Annotated in this window: 20 protein-coding genes, 2 tRNA genes and 1 riboswitch; of the genes, 19 read left to right on the top strand and 3 right to left on the bottom strand. The window is 60.5% G+C overall.

The window, feature by feature from the left end:
• Positions 1-155: 155 nt before the first annotated feature.
• On the bottom strand, positions 156-1,403 hold the full coding sequence (locus BT125_RS16920; RefSeq protein ID WP_024776511.1) for a ribonucleotide-diphosphate reductase subunit beta: 1,248 nt from the start codon (positions 1,401-1,403) through the stop codon (positions 156-158).
• A 490-nt stretch (positions 1,404-1,893) separates the two neighbouring features.
• The gene (locus BT125_RS16915) at positions 1,894-2,157 is read right to left on the bottom strand and encodes a DUF2790 domain-containing protein (protein WP_072408615.1); all 264 of its coding nucleotides are present in this window, start codon (positions 2,155-2,157) and stop codon (positions 1,894-1,896) included.
• Between the two features lie 477 nt (positions 2,158-2,634).
• Here BT125_RS16915 and acs point away from each other — a divergent pair, with 477 nt between their 5' ends.
• From acs to astE, 13 genes are all read left to right on the top strand, one after another.
• Entirely contained in the window at positions 2,635-4,590 is a 1,956-nt protein-coding gene (gene acs / locus BT125_RS16910) for an acetate--CoA ligase (protein ID WP_072408614.1), read from the top strand.
• A gap of 757 nt (positions 4,591-5,347) precedes the next feature.
• Positions 5,348-6,121 (top strand): ABC transporter substrate-binding protein, encoded by a 774-nt coding sequence (locus tag BT125_RS16905; RefSeq protein ID WP_072408612.1) that lies wholly within the window; start codon positions 5,348-5,350, stop codon positions 6,119-6,121.
• A 90-nt stretch (positions 6,122-6,211) separates the two neighbouring features.
• Positions 6,212-6,901 (top strand): ABC transporter permease, encoded by a 690-nt coding sequence (locus BT125_RS16900; RefSeq protein ID WP_060741004.1) that lies wholly within the window; start codon positions 6,212-6,214, stop codon positions 6,899-6,901.
• Positions 6,898-7,596 carry an ABC transporter permease gene (locus BT125_RS16895; protein WP_060741005.1) on the top strand — a complete coding sequence of 233 codons (699 nt, stop codon included), beginning with the start codon at positions 6,898-6,900 and terminating at the stop codon, positions 7,594-7,596. The genes BT125_RS16900 and BT125_RS16895 overlap by 4 nt, the downstream gene beginning before the upstream one ends.
• Positions 7,597-7,652: 56 nt before the next feature.
• Positions 7,653-8,417 (top strand): ABC transporter ATP-binding protein, encoded by a 765-nt coding sequence (locus BT125_RS16890; protein WP_053124413.1) that lies wholly within the window; start codon positions 7,653-7,655, stop codon positions 8,415-8,417.
• Between the two features lie 112 nt (positions 8,418-8,529).
• The gene (locus BT125_RS16885) at positions 8,530-9,510 is read left to right on the top strand and encodes a GlxA family transcriptional regulator (RefSeq protein WP_060741007.1); all 981 of its coding nucleotides are present in this window, start codon (positions 8,530-8,532) and stop codon (positions 9,508-9,510) included.
• A 446-nt stretch (positions 9,511-9,956) separates the two neighbouring features.
• Positions 9,957-11,177, top strand: a complete 1,221-nt coding sequence (locus tag BT125_RS16880; RefSeq protein ID WP_060741008.1) for an aspartate aminotransferase family protein — start codon at positions 9,957-9,959, stop codon at positions 11,175-11,177.
• A 204-nt stretch (positions 11,178-11,381) separates the two neighbouring features.
• The gene (aruF, locus tag BT125_RS16875; protein ID WP_003178851.1) at positions 11,382-12,401 is read left to right on the top strand and encodes an arginine/ornithine succinyltransferase subunit alpha; all 1,020 of its coding nucleotides are present in this window, start codon (positions 11,382-11,384) and stop codon (positions 12,399-12,401) included.
• A 54-nt stretch (positions 12,402-12,455) separates the two neighbouring features.
• Positions 12,456-13,481 (top strand): arginine N-succinyltransferase, encoded by a 1,026-nt coding sequence (gene astA / locus BT125_RS16870; RefSeq protein ID WP_072408611.1) that lies wholly within the window; start codon positions 12,456-12,458, stop codon positions 13,479-13,481.
• A complete protein-coding gene (gene astD / locus BT125_RS16865; protein ID WP_170866845.1) occupies positions 13,478-14,947 on the top strand; it encodes a succinylglutamate-semialdehyde dehydrogenase in 1,470 nt (489 codons plus the stop codon). The genes astA and astD overlap by 4 nt, the downstream gene beginning before the upstream one ends.
• Positions 14,948-15,078: 131 nt before the next feature.
• Positions 15,079-16,425, top strand: a complete 1,347-nt coding sequence (gene astB, locus BT125_RS16860) for an N-succinylarginine dihydrolase (protein WP_072408602.1) — start codon at positions 15,079-15,081, stop codon at positions 16,423-16,425.
• A gap of 69 nt (positions 16,426-16,494) precedes the next feature.
• A complete protein-coding gene (locus BT125_RS16855; RefSeq protein ID WP_003178862.1) occupies positions 16,495-16,782 on the top strand; it encodes a hypothetical protein in 288 nt (95 codons plus the stop codon).
• 12 nt (positions 16,783-16,794) lie between these two features.
• Positions 16,795-17,802, top strand: a complete 1,008-nt coding sequence (gene astE / locus BT125_RS16850) for a succinylglutamate desuccinylase (protein ID WP_072408600.1) — start codon at positions 16,795-16,797, stop codon at positions 17,800-17,802.
• 122 nt (positions 17,803-17,924) lie between these two features.
• Here the strand turns inward: astE and BT125_RS16845 are convergent, their stop codons facing one another.
• Positions 17,925-18,434 carry a 6,7-dimethyl-8-ribityllumazine synthase gene (locus BT125_RS16845; RefSeq protein WP_072408598.1) on the bottom strand — a complete coding sequence of 170 codons (510 nt, stop codon included), beginning with the start codon at positions 18,432-18,434 and terminating at the stop codon, positions 17,925-17,927.
• 101 nt (positions 18,435-18,535) lie between these two features.
• Positions 18,536-18,705: riboswitch (FMN riboswitch) on the bottom strand.
• A gap of 253 nt (positions 18,706-18,958) precedes the next feature.
• Between BT125_RS16845 and ltaE the strand changes: the two genes are divergently transcribed.
• The 6 genes from ltaE to BT125_RS16815 all read left to right on the top strand — a co-directional run bounded on the left by ltaE (position 18,959) and on the right by BT125_RS16815 (position 24,776).
• Positions 18,959-19,963, top strand: a complete 1,005-nt coding sequence (ltaE, locus tag BT125_RS16840; protein WP_072408596.1) for a low-specificity L-threonine aldolase — start codon at positions 18,959-18,961, stop codon at positions 19,961-19,963.
• A 146-nt stretch (positions 19,964-20,109) separates the two neighbouring features.
• The gene (gene alaS / locus BT125_RS16835; RefSeq protein WP_060741015.1) at positions 20,110-22,731 is read left to right on the top strand and encodes an alanine--tRNA ligase; all 2,622 of its coding nucleotides are present in this window, start codon (positions 20,110-20,112) and stop codon (positions 22,729-22,731) included.
• Between the two features lie 92 nt (positions 22,732-22,823).
• Positions 22,824-24,065, top strand: a complete 1,242-nt coding sequence (locus BT125_RS16830) for an aspartate kinase (RefSeq protein WP_072408594.1) — start codon at positions 22,824-22,826, stop codon at positions 24,063-24,065.
• 184 nt (positions 24,066-24,249) lie between these two features.
• Positions 24,250-24,438: a carbon storage regulator CsrA gene (gene csrA / locus BT125_RS16825; protein ID WP_003178872.1), complete on the top strand. Its 189-nt coding sequence runs from the start codon at positions 24,250-24,252 to the stop codon at positions 24,436-24,438.
• 62 nt (positions 24,439-24,500) lie between these two features.
• Positions 24,501-24,591, top strand: a tRNA-Ser gene (locus BT125_RS16820).
• Between the two features lie 108 nt (positions 24,592-24,699).
• A tRNA-Arg gene (locus BT125_RS16815) sits at positions 24,700-24,776 on the top strand.
• Positions 24,777-24,793: the final 17 nt, after the last annotated feature.

Here is a 24,793-nt window from a genome sequence, read left to right as displayed (position 1 = left end):
GAAGGTCAAGGATGATGACAGGGGGCCGGTTGAATGAGTGATGCGTGCCTCGAAGTTAAACGCAGATTTTGATTCTGCAGAACAAAAAAAACCCCGTTTTCACGAGGTTTTAAGTTAAGTCACTGGTGGTTCAGTTCAGGATTTCTCTCTCGAAATCAATCCCAGCTCAAAGCCCCACCCGTCTGATACTCAATCACTCGCGTCTCAAAGAAGTTCTTCTCTTTCTTCAAGTCCATGATCTCGCTCATCCAAGGGAACGGGTTAGTCGTCCCTGGGTACTCTTCCTTCAGACCAATCTGCGACAGGCGACGGTTAGCGATGAACTTCAGATAGTCCTCCATCATCGCCGCGTTCATGCCCAGCACGCCGCGAGGCATGGTGTCGCGGGCGTATTCGATCTCCAGCTGCGTACCCTGCAGGATCATCTGGGTCGCTTCTTCCTTCATCTCGGCATCCCACAGGTGCGGGTTTTCGATCTTGATCTGGTTGATCACGTCGATGCCGAAGTTCAGGTGCATGGATTCGTCGCGCAGGATGTACTGGAACTGCTCGGCGACGCCGGTCATTTTGTTGCGGCGGCCCATGGAGAGGATCTGGGTGAAGCCGCAGTAGAAGAAGATGCCTTCCAGGACGCAGTAGTAGGCGATCAGGTTGCGCAGCAGCTCTTTGTCGGTTTCCGGGGTGCCGGTTTCGAACTTCGGATCGGAGATCGAACGGGTGTATTTCAGGCCCCAGGCGGCTTTTTTCGCGACCGATGGGATCTCGTGGTACATGTTGAAGATTTCACCTTCGTCCATGGCCAGCGATTCGATGCAGTACTGGTAGGCGTGGGTGTGGATCGCCTCTTCGAATGCCTGGCGCAGGATGTACTGGCGACATTCCGGGTTGGTGATCAGGCGGTACACGGCCAGGACCAGGTTGTTGGCAACCAGGGAGTCGGCGGTGGAGAAGAAGCCCAGGTTGCGCATTACGATGCGGCGCTCGTCGTCGGTCAGGCCTTCCGGGTTTTTCCAGAGGGCGATGTCGGCGGTCATGTTGACTTCTTGCGGCATCCAGTGGTTTGCGCAGCCGTCCAGATACTTCTGCCAGGCCCAGTCATATTTGAAAGGTACGAGCTGGTTGAGATCGGCGCGGCAGTTGATCATGCGCTTTTCATCGACGGCGACACGGGCGGAGGCGCCTTCGAGTTCGGCGAGGCCTTCGGCGACGTCGAGTTTGTCGAGGGCGGCCTTGGCGCGAATGATCGCGGCCGAGTCGCTGGCCGTCACGGCCCGGGCTTCGAGGGCGGCGGCACCGCCGGCGCTGTCGAGGCGGTCCATGTTGGCTTCAGAAGCATGGCCGGCGTTGGCGCCTTTTACAGCAACTTCGCCGTCTTCTTTGTCGAATTCGTCCCAGCTCAGCATGACGTGTCGTCTCCTGCGTGAGGGCCAGATGCCCGATGAAGGCCTACTGGCCGCGGTGGATCTTGGAAAAATCGTTTGTTGCAGCAGCTGACGCAGGCAATAAACAGAAAAATGTACGGGTCATTCCGGAGCGGCGGTGAACGCGAGGAGGCGATTGGCCTCTGCGTAGGCTCCCAGTAAGCGTGATCCCCTGTAAGGGAATATTGCAGGCCCGTTTAAGGCGGCATTATAAGGACTTTTTTGCCTACGTGGTGCGGCGAAATAGCTCACAGAAGGGGCGGTGGGTGGCATATCCGCGTGGGAGCGAGGGTTTACAAGGCTTTGGCCGCTTAAGATTTTTTTTGCACGAAGCGGATCGTGGAATTTTTTGATCAAAAAAACAGCGTTTTTTGCAGTTTTGCACTACATGTTGTGTTTGTGAGTCGTTTTTGGTGTCTCCAGACACAACCAGGCCCGAGCGAAATCGGGCCGTGGAAATTGCCAGTTGTGATCAGCCGTTGGAGCAACCGGTCCCCATGACGCTGTAGCGCAGGATGTGGCGCTGGCCCTGGGAATCGGCGTATTCCATCTTGGCTGGGACCACTTTGCAGACATTGGGGATGTCGCTCATGGAGATGACCTTGGCGATGTCCAGGTGGGTGGAGTAGGTGTACTCCTCAATGGCCGGTTTTTGCTGTGCGACATCGGTCGGGGCCTCATCCGCCATCACGGTGGCGCACAGGCTGCCGAGGACCAGAACCCATAAAGCTTTCATCTGATTCACCTTTCTTGAGGTCGAGTGGGGTCACGCAACCTTTTTGGGGTTGCGTGTGGAGCAAGTATTGGAAGTTGGATTAACGGCCTTCGTGGGGGCTGTGTTGCGTTAATCGTGTTTGCCGGTTGGCGAGGTGGATTTTAGAGGGTGGGGTTAATCGCAAAAAGACCGGGTTTTGATAAACACTGTTGGTTGATCTGGTAATAATCGTTACAGGTGGTGGGGGGGCTGTGGCATCTATGTTGGGTGTGCCGCCGTCATCGCGAGCAAGCTCGCTCCCACATTGGATCTGTGGCGTACGACAAATTGTGGCAGGGGGCTTGCTCCCACACAGGAAAATGCCTGCAGCCAGGGGGTTGCCGGTTAGTACCGACATTTTGTAGGGACTTGTTACTACCATCGTCGAATGGTTCTATAGGCCCGCCCCGGGCTACAACGGGACCATACAAAAACAACTATGTCTCCGAGGTAAGAAAGATGAGTGCGGCTTCTCTGTATCCCGTTCGCCCCGAGGTTGCGGCCAGTACGTTGACTGACGAGGCGACCTACAAGGCGATGTATCAGCAGTCGGTCGTCAACCCGGATGGCTTCTGGCGCGAGCAGGCCAAGCGCCTCGACTGGATCAAACCGTTCACCACGGTGAAGCAGACCTCCTTCGACGATCACCATGTCGACATCAAGTGGTTTGCCGACGGCACCTTGAACGTGTCCTACAACTGCCTCGACCGTCACCTGGCCGAGCGCGGCGATCAAATTGCGATTATCTGGGAGGGCGATGACCCGTCCGAGAGCCGCAACATCACCTATCGCGAACTGCACGAAGAAGTCTGCAAGTTCGCCAACGCCCTGCGTGGCCAGGACGTGCATCGCGGCGACGTGGTGACCATCTACATGCCGATGATCCCTGAGGCTGTGGTCGCGATGCTGGCCTGTACCCGGATCGGTGCGATTCACTCGGTGGTGTTCGGCGGCTTCTCCCCTGAAGCGCTGGCCGGCCGGATCATCGATTGCAAATCCAAAGTGGTGATCACCGCCGACGAAGGCGTTCGCGCCGGCAAGAAGATCCCGCTCAAGGCCAACGTCGATGACGCGCTGACCAACCCGGAAACCAGCAGCATCCAGAAAGTCATCGTGTGCAAGCGCACCGGTGGTGGCATCAAGTGGAACCAGCACCGTGACATCTGGTACGAAGACCTGATGAAAGTGGCCGGCACCGTTTGCGCGCCGAAGGAAATGGGCGCCGAAGAAGCGCTGTTCATCCTCTACACCTCCGGTTCCACCGGCAAGCCCAAGGGCGTGCAGCACACCACAGCCGGCTACCTGCTGTATGCAGCGCTGACCCATGAGCGCGTGTTCGACTACAAGCCAGGCGAGGTCTACTGGTGCACCGCCGACGTGGGTTGGGTCACCGGCCACAGCTATATCGTCTACGGCCCGCTGGCCAACGGTGCGACCACGCTGCTGTTCGAAGGCGTGCCGAACTACCCGGACATCACCCGGGTGGCCAAGGTCATCGACAAACACAAAGTCAGCATCCTCTACACCGCACCGACCGCTATCCGCGCGATGATGGCCTCGGGCACCGCCGCCGTCGAAGGCGCCGATGGCAGCAGCCTGCGCCTGTTGGGTTCGGTGGGCGAGCCGATCAACCCGGAAGCCTGGGACTGGTACTACAAAAATGTCGGCAAGGAACGTTGCCCGATCGTCGACACCTGGTGGCAGACCGAGACCGGTGGCGTGCTGATCAGCCCATTGCCAGGCGCCACGGCGTTGAAGCCAGGCTCGGCCACTCGCCCGTTCTTTGGTGTGGTGCCAGCGCTGGTGGACAACCTCGGCAACCTGATCGAAGGCGCCGCCGAAGGCAACCTGGTGATCCTCGATTCGTGGCCAGGCCAGGCGCGTACGCTGTACGGTGATCATGATCGTTTCGTCGACACCTACTTCAAGACCTTTAGCGGCATGTACTTCACCGGTGACGGCGCCCGTCGCGACGAGGACGGTTATTACTGGATCACCGGTCGAGTGGATGACGTGCTCAACGTGTCCGGCCACCGCATGGGCACGGCCGAGATCGAGAGCGCCATGGTCGCCCACCCGAAAGTCGCCGAAGCGGCGGTAGTGGGCGTGCCACACGACATCAAGGGGCAGGGCATCTATGTCTACGTCACCCTCAATGCCGGCGAAGAAACCAGCGAGGCCCTGCGCCTGGAACTGAAGAACTGGGTGCGCAAGGAGATCGGTCCGATTGCGTCGCCGGATGTGATCCAGTGGGCACCAGGGCTACCGAAGACCCGTTCCGGCAAGATCATGCGCCGCATCCTGCGCAAGATCGCCACGGCGGAATACGACGGGTTGGGTGATATCTCCACTCTGGCCGACCCGGGTGTGGTGGCGCACTTGATCGAGACGCACAAGACCATGAACGTTGCCTGACGGCGGTTTGTGACCTCAAGAAGCCCCGCCTGGCATTTGCTTGGTGGGGCTTTTTTATGCGCGTCCTATGGCCTTTGTGGCGAGGGGATTTATCCCCGCTGGGCTGCGAAGCAGCCCCAATATCCCCAACTCATTCTTCCTGATACACCAAGTTGCCTGGTTTTAGGGCCGCTTCGCAGCCCAGCGGGGATAAATCCCCTCGCCACAGGTTGGAGCTCGACTGACCGTTTGGGGCTGTGTCGCAGCCCAGCGGGAGCAGGCTCCCTCGCCACAGGTTCGGCGGATGAATAAATATCGGCGTTTGAAGTAGGAGGTGTCCGAACGTTACCGGTGTTTCGAAATGTGTAACCAAAGGCGCCACAACGGGGCGATGTGAAACGCGAAGCTCCGTCATAGGGCGCCCCCGGATGTCTCGGCAAATAAGCCGACACGCTGTGCTTGCTGGATTAGAAGGGTTTGCGAATAATGGGCCCGCTATTTGCAGCATAGATCGGTTTCCCTTCTTTTGCTCTGGCATGAATTTGCGGGGCTGTCAATGTGCTCGAACCGCTTTCTCGGTGCTTCTGTAATTTGTTGTCGCATTGAAGAAATATCGGCTTCGGGCCTGTCGTTAGAATGCCGATCACTCGCTCGTCGTGGCTTGCGTTGAATAAACCGTGAGCTTCCCAGGACGCAGCACCCACGTTCGTTCCACCCATTCGCATATTGGGCTGTTGCTCACTCTGCCGTTTTTGCCCTTTACCGATGGAGTCCCAAGATGAAGAAACTAGTGCTGCTTGGCGCCCTGGCACTGTCCGTGCTGTCCCTGCCGACCTTCGCTGATGAGAAACCCCTGAAGATCGGTATCGAAGCGGCTTACCCTCCGTTCGCCTCGAAAGCCCCGGATGGCAGCATCGTCGGTTTCGACTACGACATCGGCAATGCGCTGTGCGAAGAAATGAAGGTCAAGTGCGTATGGGTCGAGCAAGAGTTCGACGGCCTGATCCCGGCGCTGAAGGTGCGCAAGATCGACGCAATCCTGTCGTCCATGTCCATCACTGAAGATCGCAAGAAGTCCGTTGATTTCACCAACAAGTACTACAACACCCCGGCCCGTCTGGTGATGAAGGCCGGTACCCAGGTCAGCGATAACCTGGCCGAGCTCAAGGGCAAGAACATCGGCGTGCAGCGTGGTTCGATCCACGAGCGTTTCGCCCGTGAAGTCCTGGCCCCGCTGGGTGCCGAGATCAAGCCGTACGGTTCGCAGAACGAAATCTACCTGGATGTCGCCGCCGGCCGCCTCGACGGCACCGTGGCAGACGCTACCCTGTTGGATGACGGCTTCCTCAAGACCGATGCCGGCAAGGGCTTCGCATTTGTAGGTCCAGCCTTCACCGATGAGAAATACTTCGGCGACGGCATCGGTATCGCGGTTCGCAAGGGCGATGCGCTGAAGGACAAGATCAATGGCGCGATCACCGCCATCCGCGAGAATGGCAAATACAAGCAAATCCAGGACAAATACTTCGCCTTCGACATCTACGGCAAGTAACGAAGCCCCGCCACTCGTGCGAAATGGCGCAAGCAACAGGATCTCTGCGGTTTGCGCCATTTTTTCATCCTACTTTCGAGGACCTGAATCATGTTGAAAGGCTACGGGGCTGTCATCCTCGATGGCGCATGGTTGACGCTTGAGCTCGCCTTGTCGTCTATGGCCCTGGCCATCGTCCTGGGTCTGATCGGCGTTGCGTTGCGCCTTTCTCCGGTGCGCTGGCTGGCGTGGCTGGGCGACCTGTATTCCACGGTCATTCGCGGCATCCCCGACCTGGTGCTGATCCTGCTGATTTTCTACGGCGGCCAGGATTTGCTCAATCGCGTGGCGCCGATGCTCGGCTATGACGACTACATCGACCTGAACCCGCTGGCGGCCGGTATCGGCACCCTGGGTTTCATCTTCGGTGCGTACCTGTCGGAGACCTTTCGCGGTGCATTCATGGCGATTCCCAAAGGCCAGGCCGAGGCCGGCATGGCGTATGGCATGAGCGGCTTCCAGGTGTTCTTCCGGGTGCTGGTGCCGCAGATGATTCGCCTGGCGATTCCGGGTTTCACCAACAACTGGCTGGTATTGACCAAGGCCACCGCGCTGATTTCCGTGGTGGGGCTGCAAGACATGATGTTCAAGGCCAAGCAGGCGGCGGATGCCACTCGTGAGCCTTTCACCTTCTTCCTCGCAGTGGCGGCGATGTACCTGGTGATCACCAGTGTCTCGTTGCTGGCGTTGCGTCACCTTGAGAAGCGCTACTCGGTAGGCGTAAGGGCGGCTGATCTATGATCTTCGACTACAACGTCATCTATGAAGCCTTGCCGCTGTATTTCAGTGGCTTGCTGACCACCCTCAAATTGTTGGCCCTGTCGCTGTTCTTCGGCCTGCTGGCGGCGTTGCCCCTGGGGCTGATGCGGGTGTCCAAGCAGCCGATCGTCAACATGACGGCCTGGCTCTACACCTACGTGATCCGCGGCACGCCGATGCTGGTGCAGCTGTTCCTGATCTACTACGGACTGGCGCAGTTCGCGATCGTGCGCGAAAGCTTCCTCTGGCCGTGGCTGTCCAGCGCGACGTTCTGTGCGTGCCTGGCGTTCGCCATCAACACCAGCGCCTACACCGCCGAAATCATCGCCGGCAGCCTGCGGGCCACGCCCAATGGTGAGATCGAAGCGGCCAAGGCCATGGGCATGTCGCGCTACAAGCTGTATCGCCGGATCCTGCTGCCGTCGGCCTTGCGTCGGGCGCTGCCGCAATACAGCAACGAAGTGATCATGATGTTGCAGACCACGAGCCTGGCCTCCATCGTGACCCTGATCGACATCACCGGCGCGGCGCGCACGGTGAATGCGCAGTATTACTTGCCGTTCGAGGCCTACATCACGGCCGGCGCTTTCTACCTGTGCCTGACCTTCATCTTGGTGCGCCTGTTCAAGCTGGCCGAGCGCCGCTGGCTGGGTTACCTGGCCCCGCGCAAGCACTGATAACGCATCGATCCGATCGACTGCTCAACGACTGACGTTTTGTGAGAACCGACCGCATGTACAAGCTTGAAGTCCAAGACCTGCATAAACGCTATGGCAGTCACGAAGTGCTCAAGGGCGTGTCCCTGAAGGCCGCCGCTGGCGATGTGATCAGCATCATCGGCTCCAGTGGCTCCGGCAAGAGTACTTTCCTGCGTTGCATCAACCTGCTCGAGCAGCCCCATGCCGGCAAGATTCTGCTCAACAACGAAGAGCTGAAACTGGTCGCCGGCAAGGATGGCGCCATGAAAGCTGCAGACCCCAAGCAACTGCAGCGCATGCGGTCGCGGCTGTCGATGGTGTTCCAGCATTTCAACCTGTGGTCCCACATGACCGCGCTGGAAAACATCATGGAGGCGCCTGTGCATGTACTGGGCGTGGCCAAGGCTGAAGCGCGGGAGAAGGCCGAGCACTACCTGAACAAGGTCGGCGTGGCCCATCGCAAGGATGCCTACCCGGGCCACATGTCCGGCGGCGAGCAGCAGCGCGTGGCGATTGCCCGTGCGCTGGCGATGGAGCCTGAGGTGATGCTGTTCGACGAACCGACCTCGGCACTGGACCCGGAGCTGGTGGGTGACGTGCTCAAGGTGATGCAGGCCCTGGCCCTGGAAGGTCGGACCATGGTGGTGGTGACTCACGAAATGGGCTTTGCCCGCGAAGTGTCGAACCAACTGGTTTTTCTGCACAAAGGCATCGTCGAAGAAAGCGGCAACCCGCGTGAAGTGCTGGTCAATCCGCAATCGGAGCGCCTGCAACAATTTCTTTCGGGCAGCCTCAAGTAACGCTCCCGTTACGCACCTGATTTGGGTCATGCTGCGCACCGCGTGCCAGATGGTCTAATTTGGTTGCAGCCGCTTTTGGCTTTAACACTGTTTTCGCTTCGGATCGCCCGCCATGACTGCCCATCGAATAGGTTTCCTGATTTGGCCCAGCACTAAAGCCTTGACGCTGGCGCTGGCCGAGGAGGCCTTGCGTGTCGCTCAGCGGGTGCATCCGGATGTGGTCTACGAGCTGTCGTTCTTGCAGGCCGAGCCACCGGCCGCTGGCGCCTGGCAATTGCCGGGCGAGCCTTGGGCCGGCAAGCTCGAGGGGTTCCAGAAGCTGTTCCTGCTGGCCGATGAGCCGCCGACCGCACTGGCCTCGCCCCTGAGCAGCGCCCTCAAGCAACTGGTACGTGCCGGTTGCGTGATCGGTGGTTTGTCGGCGGGTGTCTATCCCTTGGCCCAGCTGGGTTTGCTCGACGGTTACCGTGCCGCTGTGCATTGGCGCTGGCAGGACGACTTCTCCGAACGTTTCCCCAAGGTCATCGCCACCAGTCATCTGTTTGACTGGGATCGCGATCGCCTGAGCGCTTGCGGCGGCATGTCGGTGCTGGACCTGTTGCTGGCGGTCCTGGCCCGGGATCACGGTGCGGAGCTGGCCGGCGCGGTGTCGGAAGAGTTGGTGGTCGAGCGCATTCGTGAAGGCGGCGAGCGCCAGCGCATCCCGTTGCAGAATCGCCTCGGTTCCAGCCATCCAAAGCTCACCCAGGCGGTGCTGCTGATGGAAGCCAATATCGAAGAGCCGCTGACCACCGACGAAATCGCCCAGCATGTGTGTGTATCCCGCCGGCAACTGGAGCGGATCTTCAAGCAATACCTCAACCGCGTACCCAGCCAGTATTACCTGGAGCTGCGCCTGAACAAGGCCCGGCAGATGTTGATGCAGACCAGCAAATCCATCATCCAGATCGGCCTGTCCTGCGGTTTCTCCTCGGGGCCACACTTCTCCAGTGCCTACCGCAACTTCTTCGGCGCCACGCCGCGGGAAGACCGCAACCAGCGACGCAGCAGCAGCCCGTTCGAATTGTCGTCGGTGCCTTCCGAGCGGGGCTAGGCTGGAGCAACATCTGCGGCTAGGGCAGATACAACTCCCTGTGGCTAGGGTTGCTACAACACCCTGTGGCGAGGGGCTTTATCCCCGTTGGGTTGCGCAGCAACCTTCATATCCCTGCCGCCTCGGTTCACCAGATTTTCGCATCCGGACTTTTTTGGGGCTGCTTCGCAGCCCAGCGGGGATAAATCCCCTCACCACAGATAACTCCTCTCAAGTTCCAGCTGTGGCTGGCCAGGGAAATGTGGACGCAGGCGCCTCAAACCCCGCGCCAACGTTTAAACTGCGCCTTTGCGACGCTATTTGTCGCATTGCCGTAAACCCGCGCAAAACGTGGGTTGGCGCTATAAGAAGTTGTCGCTTGGCGGCAAGGCCGGGCTGAAAACTGTCCTTACAATCCTTACCAAGCCCGCCAGTTCCAGGCGGGTGTTCCTCATCAGGAGACTCCGATGTCCGTTGAGCAAGCCGCGGTACAACGCGCCGATTTCGACCAGGTTATGGTTCCCAACTATGCACCTGCTGCCTTCATACCTGTGCGTGGTGCCGGTTCCCGCGTATGGGACCAATCCGGTCGTGAGTTGATCGACTTCGCTGGCGGTATTGCAGTCAACGTACTGGGCCACGCCCACCCGGCGCTGGTCGGCGCACTGACCGAACAGGCCAACAAGCTGTGGCATGTCTCCAACGTCTTTACCAATGAGCCGGCCCTGCGCCTGGCCCACAAGCTGGTCAACGCGACGTTTGCCGAGCGCGCGTTTTTCTGCAACTCCGGCGCCGAAGCCAACGAGGCCGCCTTCAAGCTGGCCCGTCGCGTTGCGTTCGATCGGTTCGGCAGCGAAAAATACGAAATCATCGCCGCGCTCAATAGCTTCCACGGTCGCACCCTGTTCACCGTCAACGTCGGCGGGCAGTCGAAGTACTCTGACGGTTTCGGGCCTAAAATTACTGGCATCACCCACGTTCCTTACAACGACCTGGCCGCATTGAAGGCCGCTGTCTCGGACAAGACCTGCGCCGTGGTGCTGGAGCCGATCCAGGGCGAGGGCGGCGTGCTGCCGGCCGAGCAGGCCTACCTGCAAGGCGCCCGCGACCTGTGCGATGCCCACGACGCGCTGTTGGTGTTCGACGAAGTGCAGACTGGCATGGGCCGCAGCGGTCATCTGTTCGCCTACATGCATTACGGCGTGGTCCCGGACATCCTCACCAGCGCCAAGAGCCTGGGCGGTGGCTTCCCGATTGCGGCGATGCTCACCACTGAAGCCTTGGCCAAGCACCTGGTCGTCGGCACCCACGGCACCACCTACGGCGGCAATCCGCTGGCCTGCGCAGTGGCCGAAGCGGTGATCGATGTGGTCAATACGCCTGAGGTGCTCGGTGGTGTCAAAACCAAGCACGCCAAGTTCAAGGCGCGCCTGGAGCAGATCGGCGAGAAATACGGCCTGTTCACCCAGGTGCGCGGCCTGGGCCTGCTGATCGGTTGCGTGCTGAACGATGCCTGGAAAGGCAAGGCCAAGGACATCTTCAACGCCGCCGAACAAGAAGGCCTGATGATCCTGCAAGCCGGCCCGGACGTGATTCGCTTCGCCCCGAGCCTGGTAGTGGAAGACGCCGACATCGACGCCGGCCTGGACCGCTTCGAGCGCGCCGCGGCGAAGCTGACGCAAGCCTGATCCCTTAGAGCCGGACAGGATCCAAATGTGGGAGCGGGCTTGCCCGCGAAGGCGATCGATCAGTCAACATCTTCGTTGAAAGTGATGGCCTCTTCGCGAGCAAGCCCGCTCCCACGCTTGAACGGATGCGGTAGTCGTCCGGTATTTTTTTCATGTATCGACCCTTATGGTCGAACCGTTTATTTCAAGTTAAGGAGTGACACCATGCTGGTGATGCGCCCCGCGCAAATGGCTGATCTGGGCGAGGTACAGCGTCTGGCTGCGGACAGTCCGATCGGTGTCACTTCCTTGCCGGATGACGTGGAACGCCTGAGCGACAAGATCGCCGCAAGCGAAGCCTCGTTTGCCGCGGAAGTCAGCTTCAACGGCGAAGAGAGCTATTTCTTCGTCCTCGAAGACACCGCGACCGGCAAACTGGCGGGCTGTTCGGCCATCGTCGCGTCGGCCGGTTATTCCGAACCGTTCTACAGCTTTCGCAACGAGACCTTCGTTCACGCCTCCCGTGAGCTGAAGATCCACAACAAGATCCACGTGCTCTCCCAATGCCACGACCTGACCGGCAACAGCCTGCTGACCAGTTTCTACGTGGTGCCGGAACTGGTGGGTTCGCCATGGTCGGAACTCAACTCACGGGGGCGGCTGCTGTTCGTCGCCAGCCATCCGGAGCGGTTTGCCGATTCGGTGGTGACCGAGATCGTTGGCTACAGCGATGAGAATGGCGACTCGCCGTTCTGGGACGCCATCGGTCGCAACTTCTTCGACCTCAACTACGCCGCCGCCGAGCGTCTGTGCGGGCTGAAGAGCCGTACCTTCCTCGCCGAGCTGATGCCCCATTACCCGATCTATGTGCCGCTGTTGCCGGATGCCGCCCAGGAAGCCATGGGCCAGGTGCATCCGCGGGCGCAGATCACCTTCGACATCCTGATGCGCGAGGGTTTCGAGACCGATCACTACATCGACATCTTCGACGGTGGCCCGACCCTGCATGCCCGCGTCTCGGGCATCCGCTCGATCGCCCAGAGCCGCGTGGTGCCGGTCAAGATCGGCGAACCGGTCAAGGGCGCCGGCCGCCAATACCTGGTGGCCAATGCCCAGTTGCAGGATTACCGCGCCGTGCTGCTCGAACTCGACTACGCGCCGGGTAAACCGGTGACCCTGGATATGGAAGCGGCCGAAGCCTTGGGCGTTGGCGAAGGTGCCAGCGTGCGCCTGGTTGCGGTTTAACGCCTTACAGCTGAGTTTCGCGGGTGGCGTGAGCGGCCCGTTTGAGGAGATAGCATGATCGTTCGTCCCGTACGCAGCAGCGATTTACCCGCTCTGATCGCCCTGGCCCGCAGCACGGGCACCGGCCTGACCACCTTGCCGGCCAATGAAGAGCGCCTGGCCCATCGGGTCGGTTGGGCCGAGAAGACTTTTCGCGGCGAAGCCGGGCGCGGCGATGCGGACTACCTGTTCGTACTTGAAGACGATGACGGTCGCGTGGTGGGCATTTCCGCCATCGCCGGTGCCGTGGGGCTGCGTGAGCCCTGGTACAACTTTCGGGTCGGCCTGACGGTCAGTGCCTCACAGGAATTGAACATCTATCGGGAAATCCCGACCCTGTTCCTGGCCAACGACCTGACCGGAAATTCCGAGTTGTGCTCGCTGTTCCTCCACGCCGACTACCGCAGTGGCCTCAATGGCCGGATGCTGGCCAAGGCGCGGCTGTTGTTCATCGCCGAGTTCCCGCAGTTGTTCGGCAACAAGATCATTGCCGAGATGCGCGGCATGTCCGATGACAACGGACGTTCGCCGTTCTGGGAAAGCCTGGGCCGGCATTTCTTCAAAATGGAGTTCAGTCAGGCCGATTACCTCACCGGCGTGGGCAACAAGGCGTTCATCGCTGAACTGATGCCCAAGTTCCCGCTGTACACCTGTTTCTTGTCCGAAGATGCTCGGGCCGTGATTGGCCAGGTTCATCCGGATACTGAACCGGCCTTGTCGATGCTCAAGAGCGAAGGTTTCAGCTATCAGGGTTACGTCGACATCTTCGACGCCGGCCCGGCGGTGGAGTGCGAAACCGGCAAGATCCGCGCGATTCGCGACAGCCAGGCGCTGGTGTTGGCCGTCGGCACGCCGGGCGATGACGCCACGCCGTTCCTCATCCATAACCGCAAGCGCGAAGACTGCCGCATCACCGCTGCACCGGCGCGTTTTGCCGCAGGCACTCTGGTGGTCGATCCGCTGACCGCCAAACGTCTTCAACTCAACGCTGGCGACCAGGTGCGTGCCGTCGCGTTGTCCGCTGCCCGGGAGTCGAAATGATGAAGTCGTTGTACATCGCAGGTAGCTGGCTGGAAGGCCAGGGCGACCTCTTTGAGTCGTTGAACCCAGTGACCCAGCAGGTGTTGTGGTCGGGCAACGGCGCCACGGCGGCGCAAGTGGAATCGGCGGTGCAGGCCGCGCGCCAGGCGTTCCCGGATTGGGCGCGGCGCTCGCTGGACGAACGCATCCAGGTGCTGGAAGCTTTTGCCGCGGCCCTGAAAAACCACGCTGACGAACTGGCCCAGTGCATCGGTGAAGAAACCGGCAAGCCGTTGTGGGAGGCGGCGACCGAAGTGACCAGCATGGTCAACAAAGTCGCCATTTCGGTGCAGAGCTACCGCGAGCGGACCGGCGAGAAGAGCGGCCCCCTGGGCGACGCCACCGCCGTGCTGCGCCACAAGCCCCACGGCGTGGTGGCGGTCTTCGGCCCCTACAATTTCCCCGGTCACTTGCCCAACGGTCATATCGTGCCCGCGCTGCTGGCCGGCAACAGCGTGTTGTTCAAGCCGAGCGAGCTGACGCCGAAAGTCGCCGAGCTGACGGTCAAATGCTGGGTCGAGGCCGGTCTGCCGGCGGGTGTGCTGAACCTGCTGCAAGGCGCGCGGGAAACCGGTATCGCCCTGGCGGCGAACCCAGGTATCGACGGGTTGTTTTTCACCGGCTCCAGCCGCACCGGCAATTTGCTGCATCAACAATTTTCCGGGCGTCCGGACAAGATCCTCGCGCTGGAAATGGGCGGTAACAACCCACTGGTGGTGGATGAGGTGGCGGACGTCGATGCGGCGGTCTACACCATCATCCAGTCCGCCTTCATTTCCGCCGGGCAGCGTTGCACCTGTGCGCGCCGCCTGCTGGTGCCGGAAGGTGCCTGGGGTGATGCCTTGCTGGCGCGCCTGGTGGCGGTCAGCTCGACCCTTGAAGTCGGTGCCTTCGACCAGCAACCGGCACCGTTCATGGGCTCGGTGATTTCCCTGGGCGCGGCGAAGGCGCTGATGGATGCACAAAACCATTTGCTGGGCAAAGGCGCCGTGCCGCTGTTGGCCATGACCCAGCCGCAGCCCCAGGCGGCCTTGCTGACGCCGGGTATCCTGGATGTGACGGCCGTGGCCGAGCGTCCTGATGAAGAGCTGTTCGGGCCGTTGCTGCAAGTAATCCGCTACCCGGACTTCGCAGCGGCCATTACCGAGGCCAACAATACGCAATATGGCCTGGCCGCCGGGTTGCTGTCCGATTCCCAGGAGCGTTACCAGCAATTCTGGCTGCAGAGCCGTGCCGGTATCGTCAACTGGAACAAACAGCTGACCGGTGCCGCCAGCAGCGCCCCGTTCGGCGGTGTCGGTGCCTCGGGCAACCATCGCGCCAGTGCTTATTACGCGGCCGATTATTGCGCGTATCCGGTGGCTTCCTTGGAGACCCCGAGCCTCGTCATGCCGGCTGCCCTGACCCCCGGCGTGAGAATGGTGTGAACCCCGATCGCGAGCAAGCTCGCTCCCACAGGGTCTTGCGCAATCCATGTGGGAGCGAGCTTGCTCGCGAAGGCCGCGATGCGGTTGTTATTTGATGCCTATAAAAAACAGATTCTCGTGGAGCCTCGCTGATGAAATCCTATGAAGTCAACTTTGACGGTCTAGTGGGGCCGACCCATAACTACGGTGGGCTCTCGTACGGCAACGTCGCGTCCCAGAGCAACAGCCAGCAGTCCTCCAATCCCAAGGAAGCGGCGTTGCAAGGGCTGGCGAAAATGAAAGCGCTGATGGACATGGGTTTCCAGCAAGGCGTGCTGGCGCCGCAGGAGCGCCCGGACGTGGCGGCCCTGCGCCGGTTGGGCTTTGCCGGCAGTGATGCCCAGGTCATCCAGCAGGCCGCGAAGGAAGCGATGCCGTTGCTGGTCGCCAGTTGCTCGGCCTCCAGCATGTGGGTGGCCAACGCCGCCACGGTCAGCCCGAGCGCCGACACGGCCGATGGTCGCGTGCATTTCACTGCAGCCAACCTGAACTGCAAGTACCACCGCAGCATCGAGCATCCGACCACCAGTCGCGTGCTGGGGGCGATGTTCGCCAACTCGCAGCACTTCGCCCATCACGCCGCCTTGCCGGCGGTGGCGCAGTTCGGCGATGAAGGCGCGGCCAACCACACCCGTTTCTGCCGGGCCTACGGCGAGGCCGGCGTGGAATTCTTCGTCTTCGGTCGCAGCGCCTTCGACACCCGTTATCCCGCACCGCAGAAATACCCGGCGCGCCAGACCCTGGAAGCGTCCCAGGCCGTTGCCCGCCTGCATGGCCTGAGGGAGGAGGGCGTGGTGTACGCCCAACAGAATCCGTCGGTGATTGACCAGGGTGTGTTCCACAACGACGTGATCGCGGTGGGCAACGGTGAAGTGTTGTTCTATCACGAGGATGCGTTTCTCGAGACCGACAAGATGTTGGCCGAGTTGAGCGGCAAACTCGCCAAGATCGGTGGGAAATTTCAGTCGGTGTGCGTGCCGCGTTCGGCGGTTACTGTCGATGACGCGGTACGTTCCTACCTGTTCAATAGCCAGCTGCTGTCGCGTCCCGACGGCTCCATGCTCTTGATCGTGCCGGAAGAATGCCGCGGCAACGAACGCGTCTGGCAATACCTGCAAGGCCTGACGGGCGCTGGCGGGGTCATTCGCGAAGTGAAGGTCTTCGACCTCAAGCAAAGCATGCAGAACGGTGGCGGCCCGGCTTGCCTGAGATTGCGCGTGGCCCTCAATGAAACCGAGCTGGCGGCCGTCAACCCAGGGGTTATCATGACCGCGCCGCTGTACGATTCGCTGACCCAATGGGTCGAGCGGCACTACCGCGACCGCATGACCGAAAATGACCTGGCAGACCCGCAGTTGCTGCTCGAATGCCGTGGGGCGCTGGATGAACTGACACAAATCCTTAAACTTGGCGCGGTTTATCCTTTCCAGATCAATTGAAAGCGCGCGCGACCTGACTACAGTCAAAGCAGGGCGCGTTGCCTTATCCCCAGACGAGAACGTAAAGACATGAGCGATACCCTGCAGCTGATCCTTGAAGACACCGACGGCACCCAACTGGAAACCTCCTGCACCCGTGTCGCGGTGATGTGGCAAGGCAAGGAGTTGTGGATCCAGCAGGATGGCCGCGGTCAGTTGCTGATCGGCGTCGATGTCGAGGAAGGGGACGAGGAATACGCCAACCTGTTGTTGCGTCCATTGGCGACCAACCTGGTCAGCCTGCAACTGGAAATGGAACCGGCGGACGTCGGCGACGATGACCATGTCCATGGCCCGGATTGCGGCCACGACCATTAAGGAAACCGCGCTATGCTCGCCCTCGGCAAACTGCTTGAACTGACCCTCGCCGGCCGTGAACCGGCGGAGAAGACTCAACTGACTGTCGAAGGCGTACGGATGCGCTGGTTGAGCGAGGGCGCGCTGGAGGTCAAGCCGCCCGAAGCCCGGGATAACGGCCTGGACCTGCTGCTGTCGGCCGGTATCCACGGCAACGAAACCGCTCCCATCGAATTGCTCGACCGCCTGCTGCACGACATTGCCCGTGGAGACCTGAAACCGCGGGCGCGCATTCTGTTCCTGTTCGGCAACCCCGAGGCCATCCGGCGCGGTGAGCGTTTCGTCGAACAGGACGTCAACCGGCTGTTCAACGGTCGCCATGAGCTGAGTGGCGGTGCTGAAGCGCTGCGGGCCTGCGAGTTGGAGCGGCTGGCCGCCAGTTTTTTCAGTCGACCTGAGCGCAGCCGCCTGCATTACGACCTGCACACTGCTATCCGCGGTTCGAAGATCGAGCAGTTCGCCCTTTACCCATGGAAGGAAGGCCGCGCGCATTCACGCCGTGAGCTGGCACGCCTGCGTGCCGCGGGCATGGAGGCGGTGTTGCTGCAGAACAAGCCGTCCATCGTCTTCAGTGCCTACACCTACGACCAGCTCGGCGCCGAGTCCTTCACCCTGGAGCTGGGCAAGGCCCGGCCATTCGGGCAGAACGACGGGGTCAACGTCAGCCTGCTGGAAACCCGCCTGCAACAGATCATCGAAGGCAACGAGCCTGAGCTGGACGAAGGGTTGGATGGCCTGCAGCTGTTCAGCGTGGCGCGGGAAATCATCAAGCACAGCGACAGCTTCCGCCTGAACCTGCCGGCGGATATCGAGAACTTCTCCGAGCTTGAAAAAGGTTATGTGTTGGCCGAAGACATCGCCCAGACCCGCTGGGTGATCGAAGAGGAGGGCGCCCGGATCATTTTCCCGAACCCCAAGGTCAAGAATGGCTTGCGGGCCGGGATCCTGATCGTACCGGCGACTGACGAAAACCTGGCCTGAAGCCACATCTTTCAAATGTGGGAGCGGGCTTGCTCGCGAATGCGGTGTGTCAGTAAAAATATTGGTTAACTGACACACCGCATTCGCGAGTAAGCCCGCTCCTACAGTTTTTTGGGTGACGTTTAGCTCGCTACCGCCCGCTGCTCACTGCGACGCAACGCCCGGGTCTTGTGCAAGGTATCGGCGCAAGTCTTCGCGGCTTCCTGGCCCTTGTGCACGAAATGCTCGAAGAAAAACTTCTGATGTTCTTCCCCTGCATGGAAGTGATGCGGCGTGAGCACCACCGAGAACACCGGCACTTCGGTTTCCAACTGCACCTGCATCAGGCCGCTGATGACCGATTGGGCGACGAACTCGTGACGGTAGATGCCCCCGTCCACCACCAGGCCGGCGGCGACGATGCCGGCGTAGCGGCCTGACTTGGCCAGCAGCTTGGCGTGCAGCGGAATCTCGAAGGCGCCGCCGACTTCGAAGAAGTCGAAGTCGCTTTCCTGGTAACCCTGGAGGATCATTTCGGCGACGAAGCCTTTACGGCTCTGGTCGACGATTTCCTTGTGCCAGCAGGCCTGGATGAACGCGACGCGCTCGCCCGGATGACTTTTGCTTTTGCTGTCGATTGCGGTGGGTTGCATGTTCTGGTTCCTGTTTGTGTGAAAAACAGGGCGTCATGAATCGAAGGGGATTCGAGGGTACGCCGCGTACAAGACAGTCGCAGTCGGCCCTTGGGTGCCAATCCCGTTCTCTCTTCATCCGGACTATGACCGTCGGCCCCGGGATCACACCGGGTCTGCTGACCTTGCCGCTACACCCAAAAAAAGCGGTGTACCACCAAGCGCTCGCGGGCTATGCACGTTGCGTGCAATTACCGCCGGTGGGGAATTACACCCCGCCCTGAGAACGTTTTTGCCGCCATGGTTTTTGGCAGCGGAGGATTTTTAACACATAACCTACGGTGGGAGCGAGCTTGCTCGCGATAGCGCCATTGCAGCCAGCATCAAGGCAAGCTGAACCACCGCTATCGCGAGCAAGCTCGCTCCCACAGGAGTTCCGGATAATCTTCAGGCTTTCCGTCGACCAGGCTTGATTATTCCTGCCCATGCCCGCAGTAATTGCCCTTCGAAAGGGAATTCCCCCACCAGAACCCGAGGCCAGATTCATGAGTGTTATCGATCTTCGCAGCGACACGGTCACCCAACCTACCGCCGGCATGCTGGATGCCATGGCCAGCGCGCCAACCGGCGATGATGTGTATGGCGAAGACCCGACCGTCAATCGCCTCGAAGCCGAACTGGCCGGGCGCCTGGGCTTTGCCGCGGCACTGTTCGTGCCGTCGGGCACCATGAGCAACCTGCTGGGGTTGATGGCCCACTGCGAACGCGGCGATGAATACATCGTCGGTCAGCAGGCCCACACCTACAAATACGAGGGCGGCGGTGCGGCAGTGCTCGGTTCGATCCAGCCCCAGCCCCTGGAGGTGCAAGCGGACGGTTCCCTGGACCTGGCGCACGTTGCCGCGGCGATCAAACCCGATGACTTCCACTTTGCCCGCACCCGTCTGCTGGCCCTGGAAAACACCATGCAGGGCAAGGTGCTGCCCTTGGAATACCTGGCCCGGGCCCGGCGTTTCACTCAGGAGCATGGCCTGGCCCTGCACCTGGACGGGGCGCGGCTGTACAACGCCGCAGTCAAGTTGAATGTCGATGCCCGGCAAATCACGCAACATTTCGATTCGGTATCGGTGTGCCTGTCCAAAGGTCTTGGCGCTCCGGTGGGCTCGGTCCTGTGCGGCAGCGTCGAGCTGATCGGCAAGGCCCGCCGGCTGCGCAAGATGGTCGGTGGCGGCATGCGCCAGGCCGGGATCCTCGCGGCGGCAGGGCTGTATGCCTTGGAACATCAGGTCCAGCGCCTGGCCGATGACCACGCCAATGCCCAGCGGCTTGCCGAGGGTTTGCGTGGGGCGGGGTACGAGGTCGAGCCGGTGCAAACCAACATGGTCTACGTACAAATGGGCGAGCGGGCCGAGGCGATCAAGGCGTTTGCCGATGAGTGGGGCGTCAAGCTCAGCGCGGCGCCACGCCTGCGAATGGTGACGCACATGGACGTGAGCGCGGCGCAAATCGATCAGGTGATCGCCACTTTCGTCGAATTTTCTCGCCAATGACCCGCTTACCGGGGCAATTGACAGTTTCTATCGTATAAACACGCTGTACCCCACGCGCAGGGCCGATATAATGCGGCCCTTTGCCGTTGCTTCGTCTGTTGACGTTTTGCACAGGCCTTTGGCCGCAGCCTCCGTGGAAGAACCTAATGAAAAGCGCAGAAATCCGTGAAGCCTTCCTTCGCTTCTTCGAAGAGCAAGGCCACACCCGAGTAGCCTCCAGCTCTTTGATTCCGGGCAACGACCCGACCCTGCTGTTCACCAACGCGGGGATGAACCAGTTCAAGGACTGCTTCCTGGGCCAGGAAAAACGTGCCTACACCCGTGCGGTCAGCAGCCAGAAGTGCGTGCGCGCCGGCGGCAAGCACAACGACCTGGAAAATGTCGGCTATACCGCACGTCACCACACGTTCTTCGAAATGCTGGGTAACTTCAGCTTCGGTGACTATTTCAAGCGTGACGCCATCACCTTCGCCTGGACCTTCCTGACGTCCGACAAGTGGCTGAACCTGCCCAAGGAAAAGCTTTGGGTAACGGTCTACGCCACCGACGACGAAGCCTATGACATCTGGACCAAAGAGGTCGGTGTCCCGGCGGAGCGCATGGTGCGCATTGGCGACAACAAAGGCGCGCCTTACGCCTCCGATAACTTCTGGACCATGGGCGACACCGGCCCATGCGGCCCTTGCACCGAGATCTTCTACGATCACGGCGCCGACATCTGGGGCGGTCCACCCGGCTCGCCGGAAGAAGACGGCGACCGCTACATTGAGATCTGGAACAACGTATTCATGCAGTTCAACCGCACCGCCGATGGTGTGTTGCATCCGCTGCCAGCGCCGTCGGTGGACACCGGCATGGGCCTGGAACGGATCAGTGCGGTGCTGCAGCACGTTCATTCCAACTACGAAATCGACCTGTTCCAGAGCCTGCTGAGCGCGTCGGCCAAGGCCATCGGTTGCACCAACGACAACCAGGCCTCGCTGAAAGTGGTCGCCGACCACATCCGTTCCTGCGGTTTCCTGATTGCCGACGGTGTGCTGCCTTCCAACGAAGGCCGTGGTTATGTGCTGCGCCGGATCATCCGTCGCGCCTGCCGCCACGGTAACAAGCTGGGCGCCAAGGGCAGCTTCTTCTATCAGATCGTTGCGGCATTGGCGGCCGAGATGGGCGACGCCTTCCCGGAACTCAAGTCCCAGCAGGCGCATATCGAGCGCGTGCTCAAGGCTGAAGAAGAGCAATTCGCCAAGACCCTGGAGCAAGGCCTGAAGATCCTCGAGCAGGACCTGGCCGAACTCAAGGGCAACGTGGTCCCGGGCGACGTGGTGTTCAAGCTGTACGACACCTATGGCTTCCCGATGGACCTGACCGGCGACATCGCCCGCGAACGCAACCTGACCCTCGATGAGGAAGGTTTCGAGCGCGAGATGGAAGCCCAGCGGGTGCGTGCGCGTTCCGCCAGCTCCTTTGGCATGGACTACAACAGCCTGGTCAAGGTAGACGTGGCCACCGAGTTCACCGGTTATGCCGGCACCACCGGCTCGGCCAAGATCGTTGCCATCTATAAGGACGGGCAATCGGTCGACATCCTGAGCGAAGGCCAGGAAGGCGTGATCGTGCTGGACAAGACCCCGTTCTACGCCGAATCCGGCGGCCAGATCGGCGACAGCGGTTACCTGCAGGCGGGCAGCTCGCGTTTCGACGTGCGTGACACCACCAAGACCGGCGGCGCGTTCCTGCACCACGGCGTGCTGGCGTCGGGCAGCCTGATGATCGCCGCCCCGGTGGCCGCCCATGTCGACGCCGAGGTGCGCCATGCCACGTCGCTGAACCACTCCGCCACGCACTTGCTGCACGCGGCGTTGCGCCAGGTGCTGGGCGAGCATGTCCAGCAGAAGGGCTCGTTGGTGGACAGTCAGCGCCTGCGCTTTGACTTCAGCCATTTCGAAGCCATCAAGCCTGAGCAACTCAAGGCGCTGGAAGAGATCGTCAACGCCGAGATTCGCAAGAACTCCCCGGTGGAAACCGAAGAAACCGACATCGAGACCGCCAAGCGCAAGGGCGCGATGGCGCTGTTCGGCGAGAAGTACGGCGACAGCGTGCGTGTGCTGAGCATGGGCGACTTCTCTGTTGAACTGTGCGGTGGCATCCACGCCAACCGGACCGGCGACATCGGCCTGATGAAAATCATCAGCGAAGGTGGCGTGGCATCCGGTGTGCGCCGGATCGAAGCGGTCACCGGCGCCGCGGCCCTGGCGTACCTCAACGCGGCCGAAGAACAACTCAAGGAAGCGGCTACCCTGATCAAGGGCAGTCGCGACAACCTGATCGACAAGCTGTCGGCTGTGCTGGAGCGCAACCGCCTGTTGGAGAAGCAACTCGAGCAGTTGCAGGCCAAGGCCGCCAGCGCCGCGGGCGACGATCTGTCGGCCCAGGCGGTGGACGTCAAGGGCGTGAAGGTGCTGGCCGTGCGTCTGGATGGCCAGGATGGCAAGGCGCTGCTGGCGCTGGTCGATCAACTGAAAAACAAACTCGGCCGCGCAGTGATCCTGCTCGGCAGTGTCCATGAGGAAAAGGTCGTTCTCGTCGCAGGCGTGACCAAAGACCTGACTGGCCAACTCAAGGCCGGTGATTTGATGAAGCAGGCCGCTGCGGCAGTGGGCGGCAAGGGCGGTGGTCGTCCGGACATGGCGCAAGGCGGTGGTACCGACGTCGGCGCCCTGGACGCGGCACTGGCCCAGACCGTTGCATTCGTAGAGCAGGGTATTTAAGGCAGCGTCGCCGGGCTCGTGGTCTAGTGACGAGCCTGGCCGCTGTTTGAGTGATTTATTGGGCGCCCTTCATGGGCAGAGGCGGCTTTGAAATGGCTTTGATCGTACAGAAATTTGGAGGCACCTCGGTCGGCACTGTCGAGAGAATCGAACAAGTCGCCGACAAGGTTAAGAAATTCCGTGAAGCGGGCGATGACCTGGTGGTTGTGCTGTCGGCAATGAGCGGCGAGACCAACCGTCTGATCGATCTGGCCAAGCAAATCAGCGGCGACCAGCAACCGGTTCCCCGTGAGCTGGACGTGATCGTTTCCACTGGCGAGCAGGTGACCATCGCCTTGCTGGCCATGGCGCTGATCAAGCGTGGCGTGCCGGCGGTGTCCTACACCGGCAACCAGGTGCGTATCCTGACGGACAGCGCGCACAACAAAGCGCGTATTCTGCAGATCGACGACCAGAAGATTCGCGGCGACCTGAAGGATGGCCGTGTCGTGGTTGTCGCCGGTTTCCAGGGCGTGGACGAGCAGGGCAATATCACCACCCTCGGCCGTGGTGGTTCCGACACCACGGGCGTAGCTCTGGCAGCGGCTCTCAAGGCTGACGAATGCCAGATCTACACCGATGTGGACGGTGTCTACACCACCGACCCACGGGTGGTGCCTGTGGCCCAGCGCCTGGACAAGATCACGTTCGAAGAAATGCTGGAAATGGCCAGTCTCGGCTCGAAGGTATTGCAGATCCGGGCGGTCGAATTCGCTGGCAAGTACAACGTTCCGCTGCGCGTTCTGCACAGCTTCAAAGAGGGTCCGGGCACCCTCATTACTATTGATGAAGAGGAATCCATGGAACAGCCGATCATTTCCGGCATCGCTTTCAACCGCGATGAGGCCAAGCTGACCATCCGTGGCGTGCCAGACACCCCCGGCGTGGCGTTCAAGATTCTCGGCCCGATCAGTGCCGCGAACATCGAAGTCGACATGATCGTGCAGAACGTCTCGCACGATAACACCACTGACTTCACCTTCACTGTGCACCGCAACGACTACCAGTCTGCCGAAGCGATCCTGAAAAAGACCGCTGGCGAGATCGGTGCCCGGGAAGTGGTGGGCGATACCAAGATCGCCAAGGTCTCGATCGTCGGTGTCGGCATGCGTTCCCACGCGGGCGTGGCCAGCCGCATGTTCGAATCCCTGGCCAAGGAAAGCATCAACATCCAGATGATCTCTACTTCGGAAATCAAGGTTTCCGTAGTGATCGAAGAGAAGTACCTGGAACTGGCCGTGCGCGCCCTGCACACGGCTTTCGAGCTCGACGCTGCTGCCCAGCAGGGCGAGTAAAGCGTTATCCAGAGGGCGCGGCCGGACCGCGCCCTCTGTTTTTCTGAACGGCGCGTCCCAAAACTGTTCTTTTGCCCGCGCTGGTCAATACTAGGCCTGTAGGCTTCGACCGTTTCGGTTGTAGGTCCAATGCCTTTTTTTTGCAGACTGTTGTCCCTTAAGTGAATTGCGTGAGGAGAAAGGTATGCTGATTCTGACTCGTCGGTGTGCAGAAAGCCTGATTATTGGCGATGGCGAAATCACCGTGACCGTGCTCGGCGTCAAAGGAAACCAAGTGCGTATCGGCGTCAACGCCCCGAAAGAGGTTGCTGTACACCGGGAGGAAATCTACCTGCGTATCAAGAAAGAGAAGGACGACGAACCAAGCCATTAATTTTTATCGATTTTTATGTTTGCAAACGGGGATGAAGGTGGTTAATATACGCCCCGTGTTGCGGAGAGCTGGCCGAGTGGCCGAAGGCGCTCCCCTGCTAAGGGAGTACACCTCAAAAGGGTGTCGGGGGTTCGAATCCCCCGTTCTCCGCCATTATTCGTTTAGTGCGTCATAACCTGGCTTGATCAGTAAGTGATTGAAATTACTGAAAAAAAGCGCTTTACAAAAGGATTTGACGACCTATAATGCGCGGCAACAAATGCACTCGTAGCTCAGCTGGATAGAGTACTCGGCTACGAACCGAGCGGTCACAGGTTCGAATCCTGTCGAGTGCACCATTTAAGAGTTATTTGCA

Origin of the sequence: Pseudomonas sp. NFACC04-2, from assembly GCF_900119265.1 — a bacterium.
GTDB classification, from domain to species: Bacteria; Pseudomonadota; Gammaproteobacteria; order Pseudomonadales; family Pseudomonadaceae; genus Aquipseudomonas; species Aquipseudomonas fluorescens_AA.
This window is presented reverse-complemented; position numbering and strand designations above follow the sequence as displayed.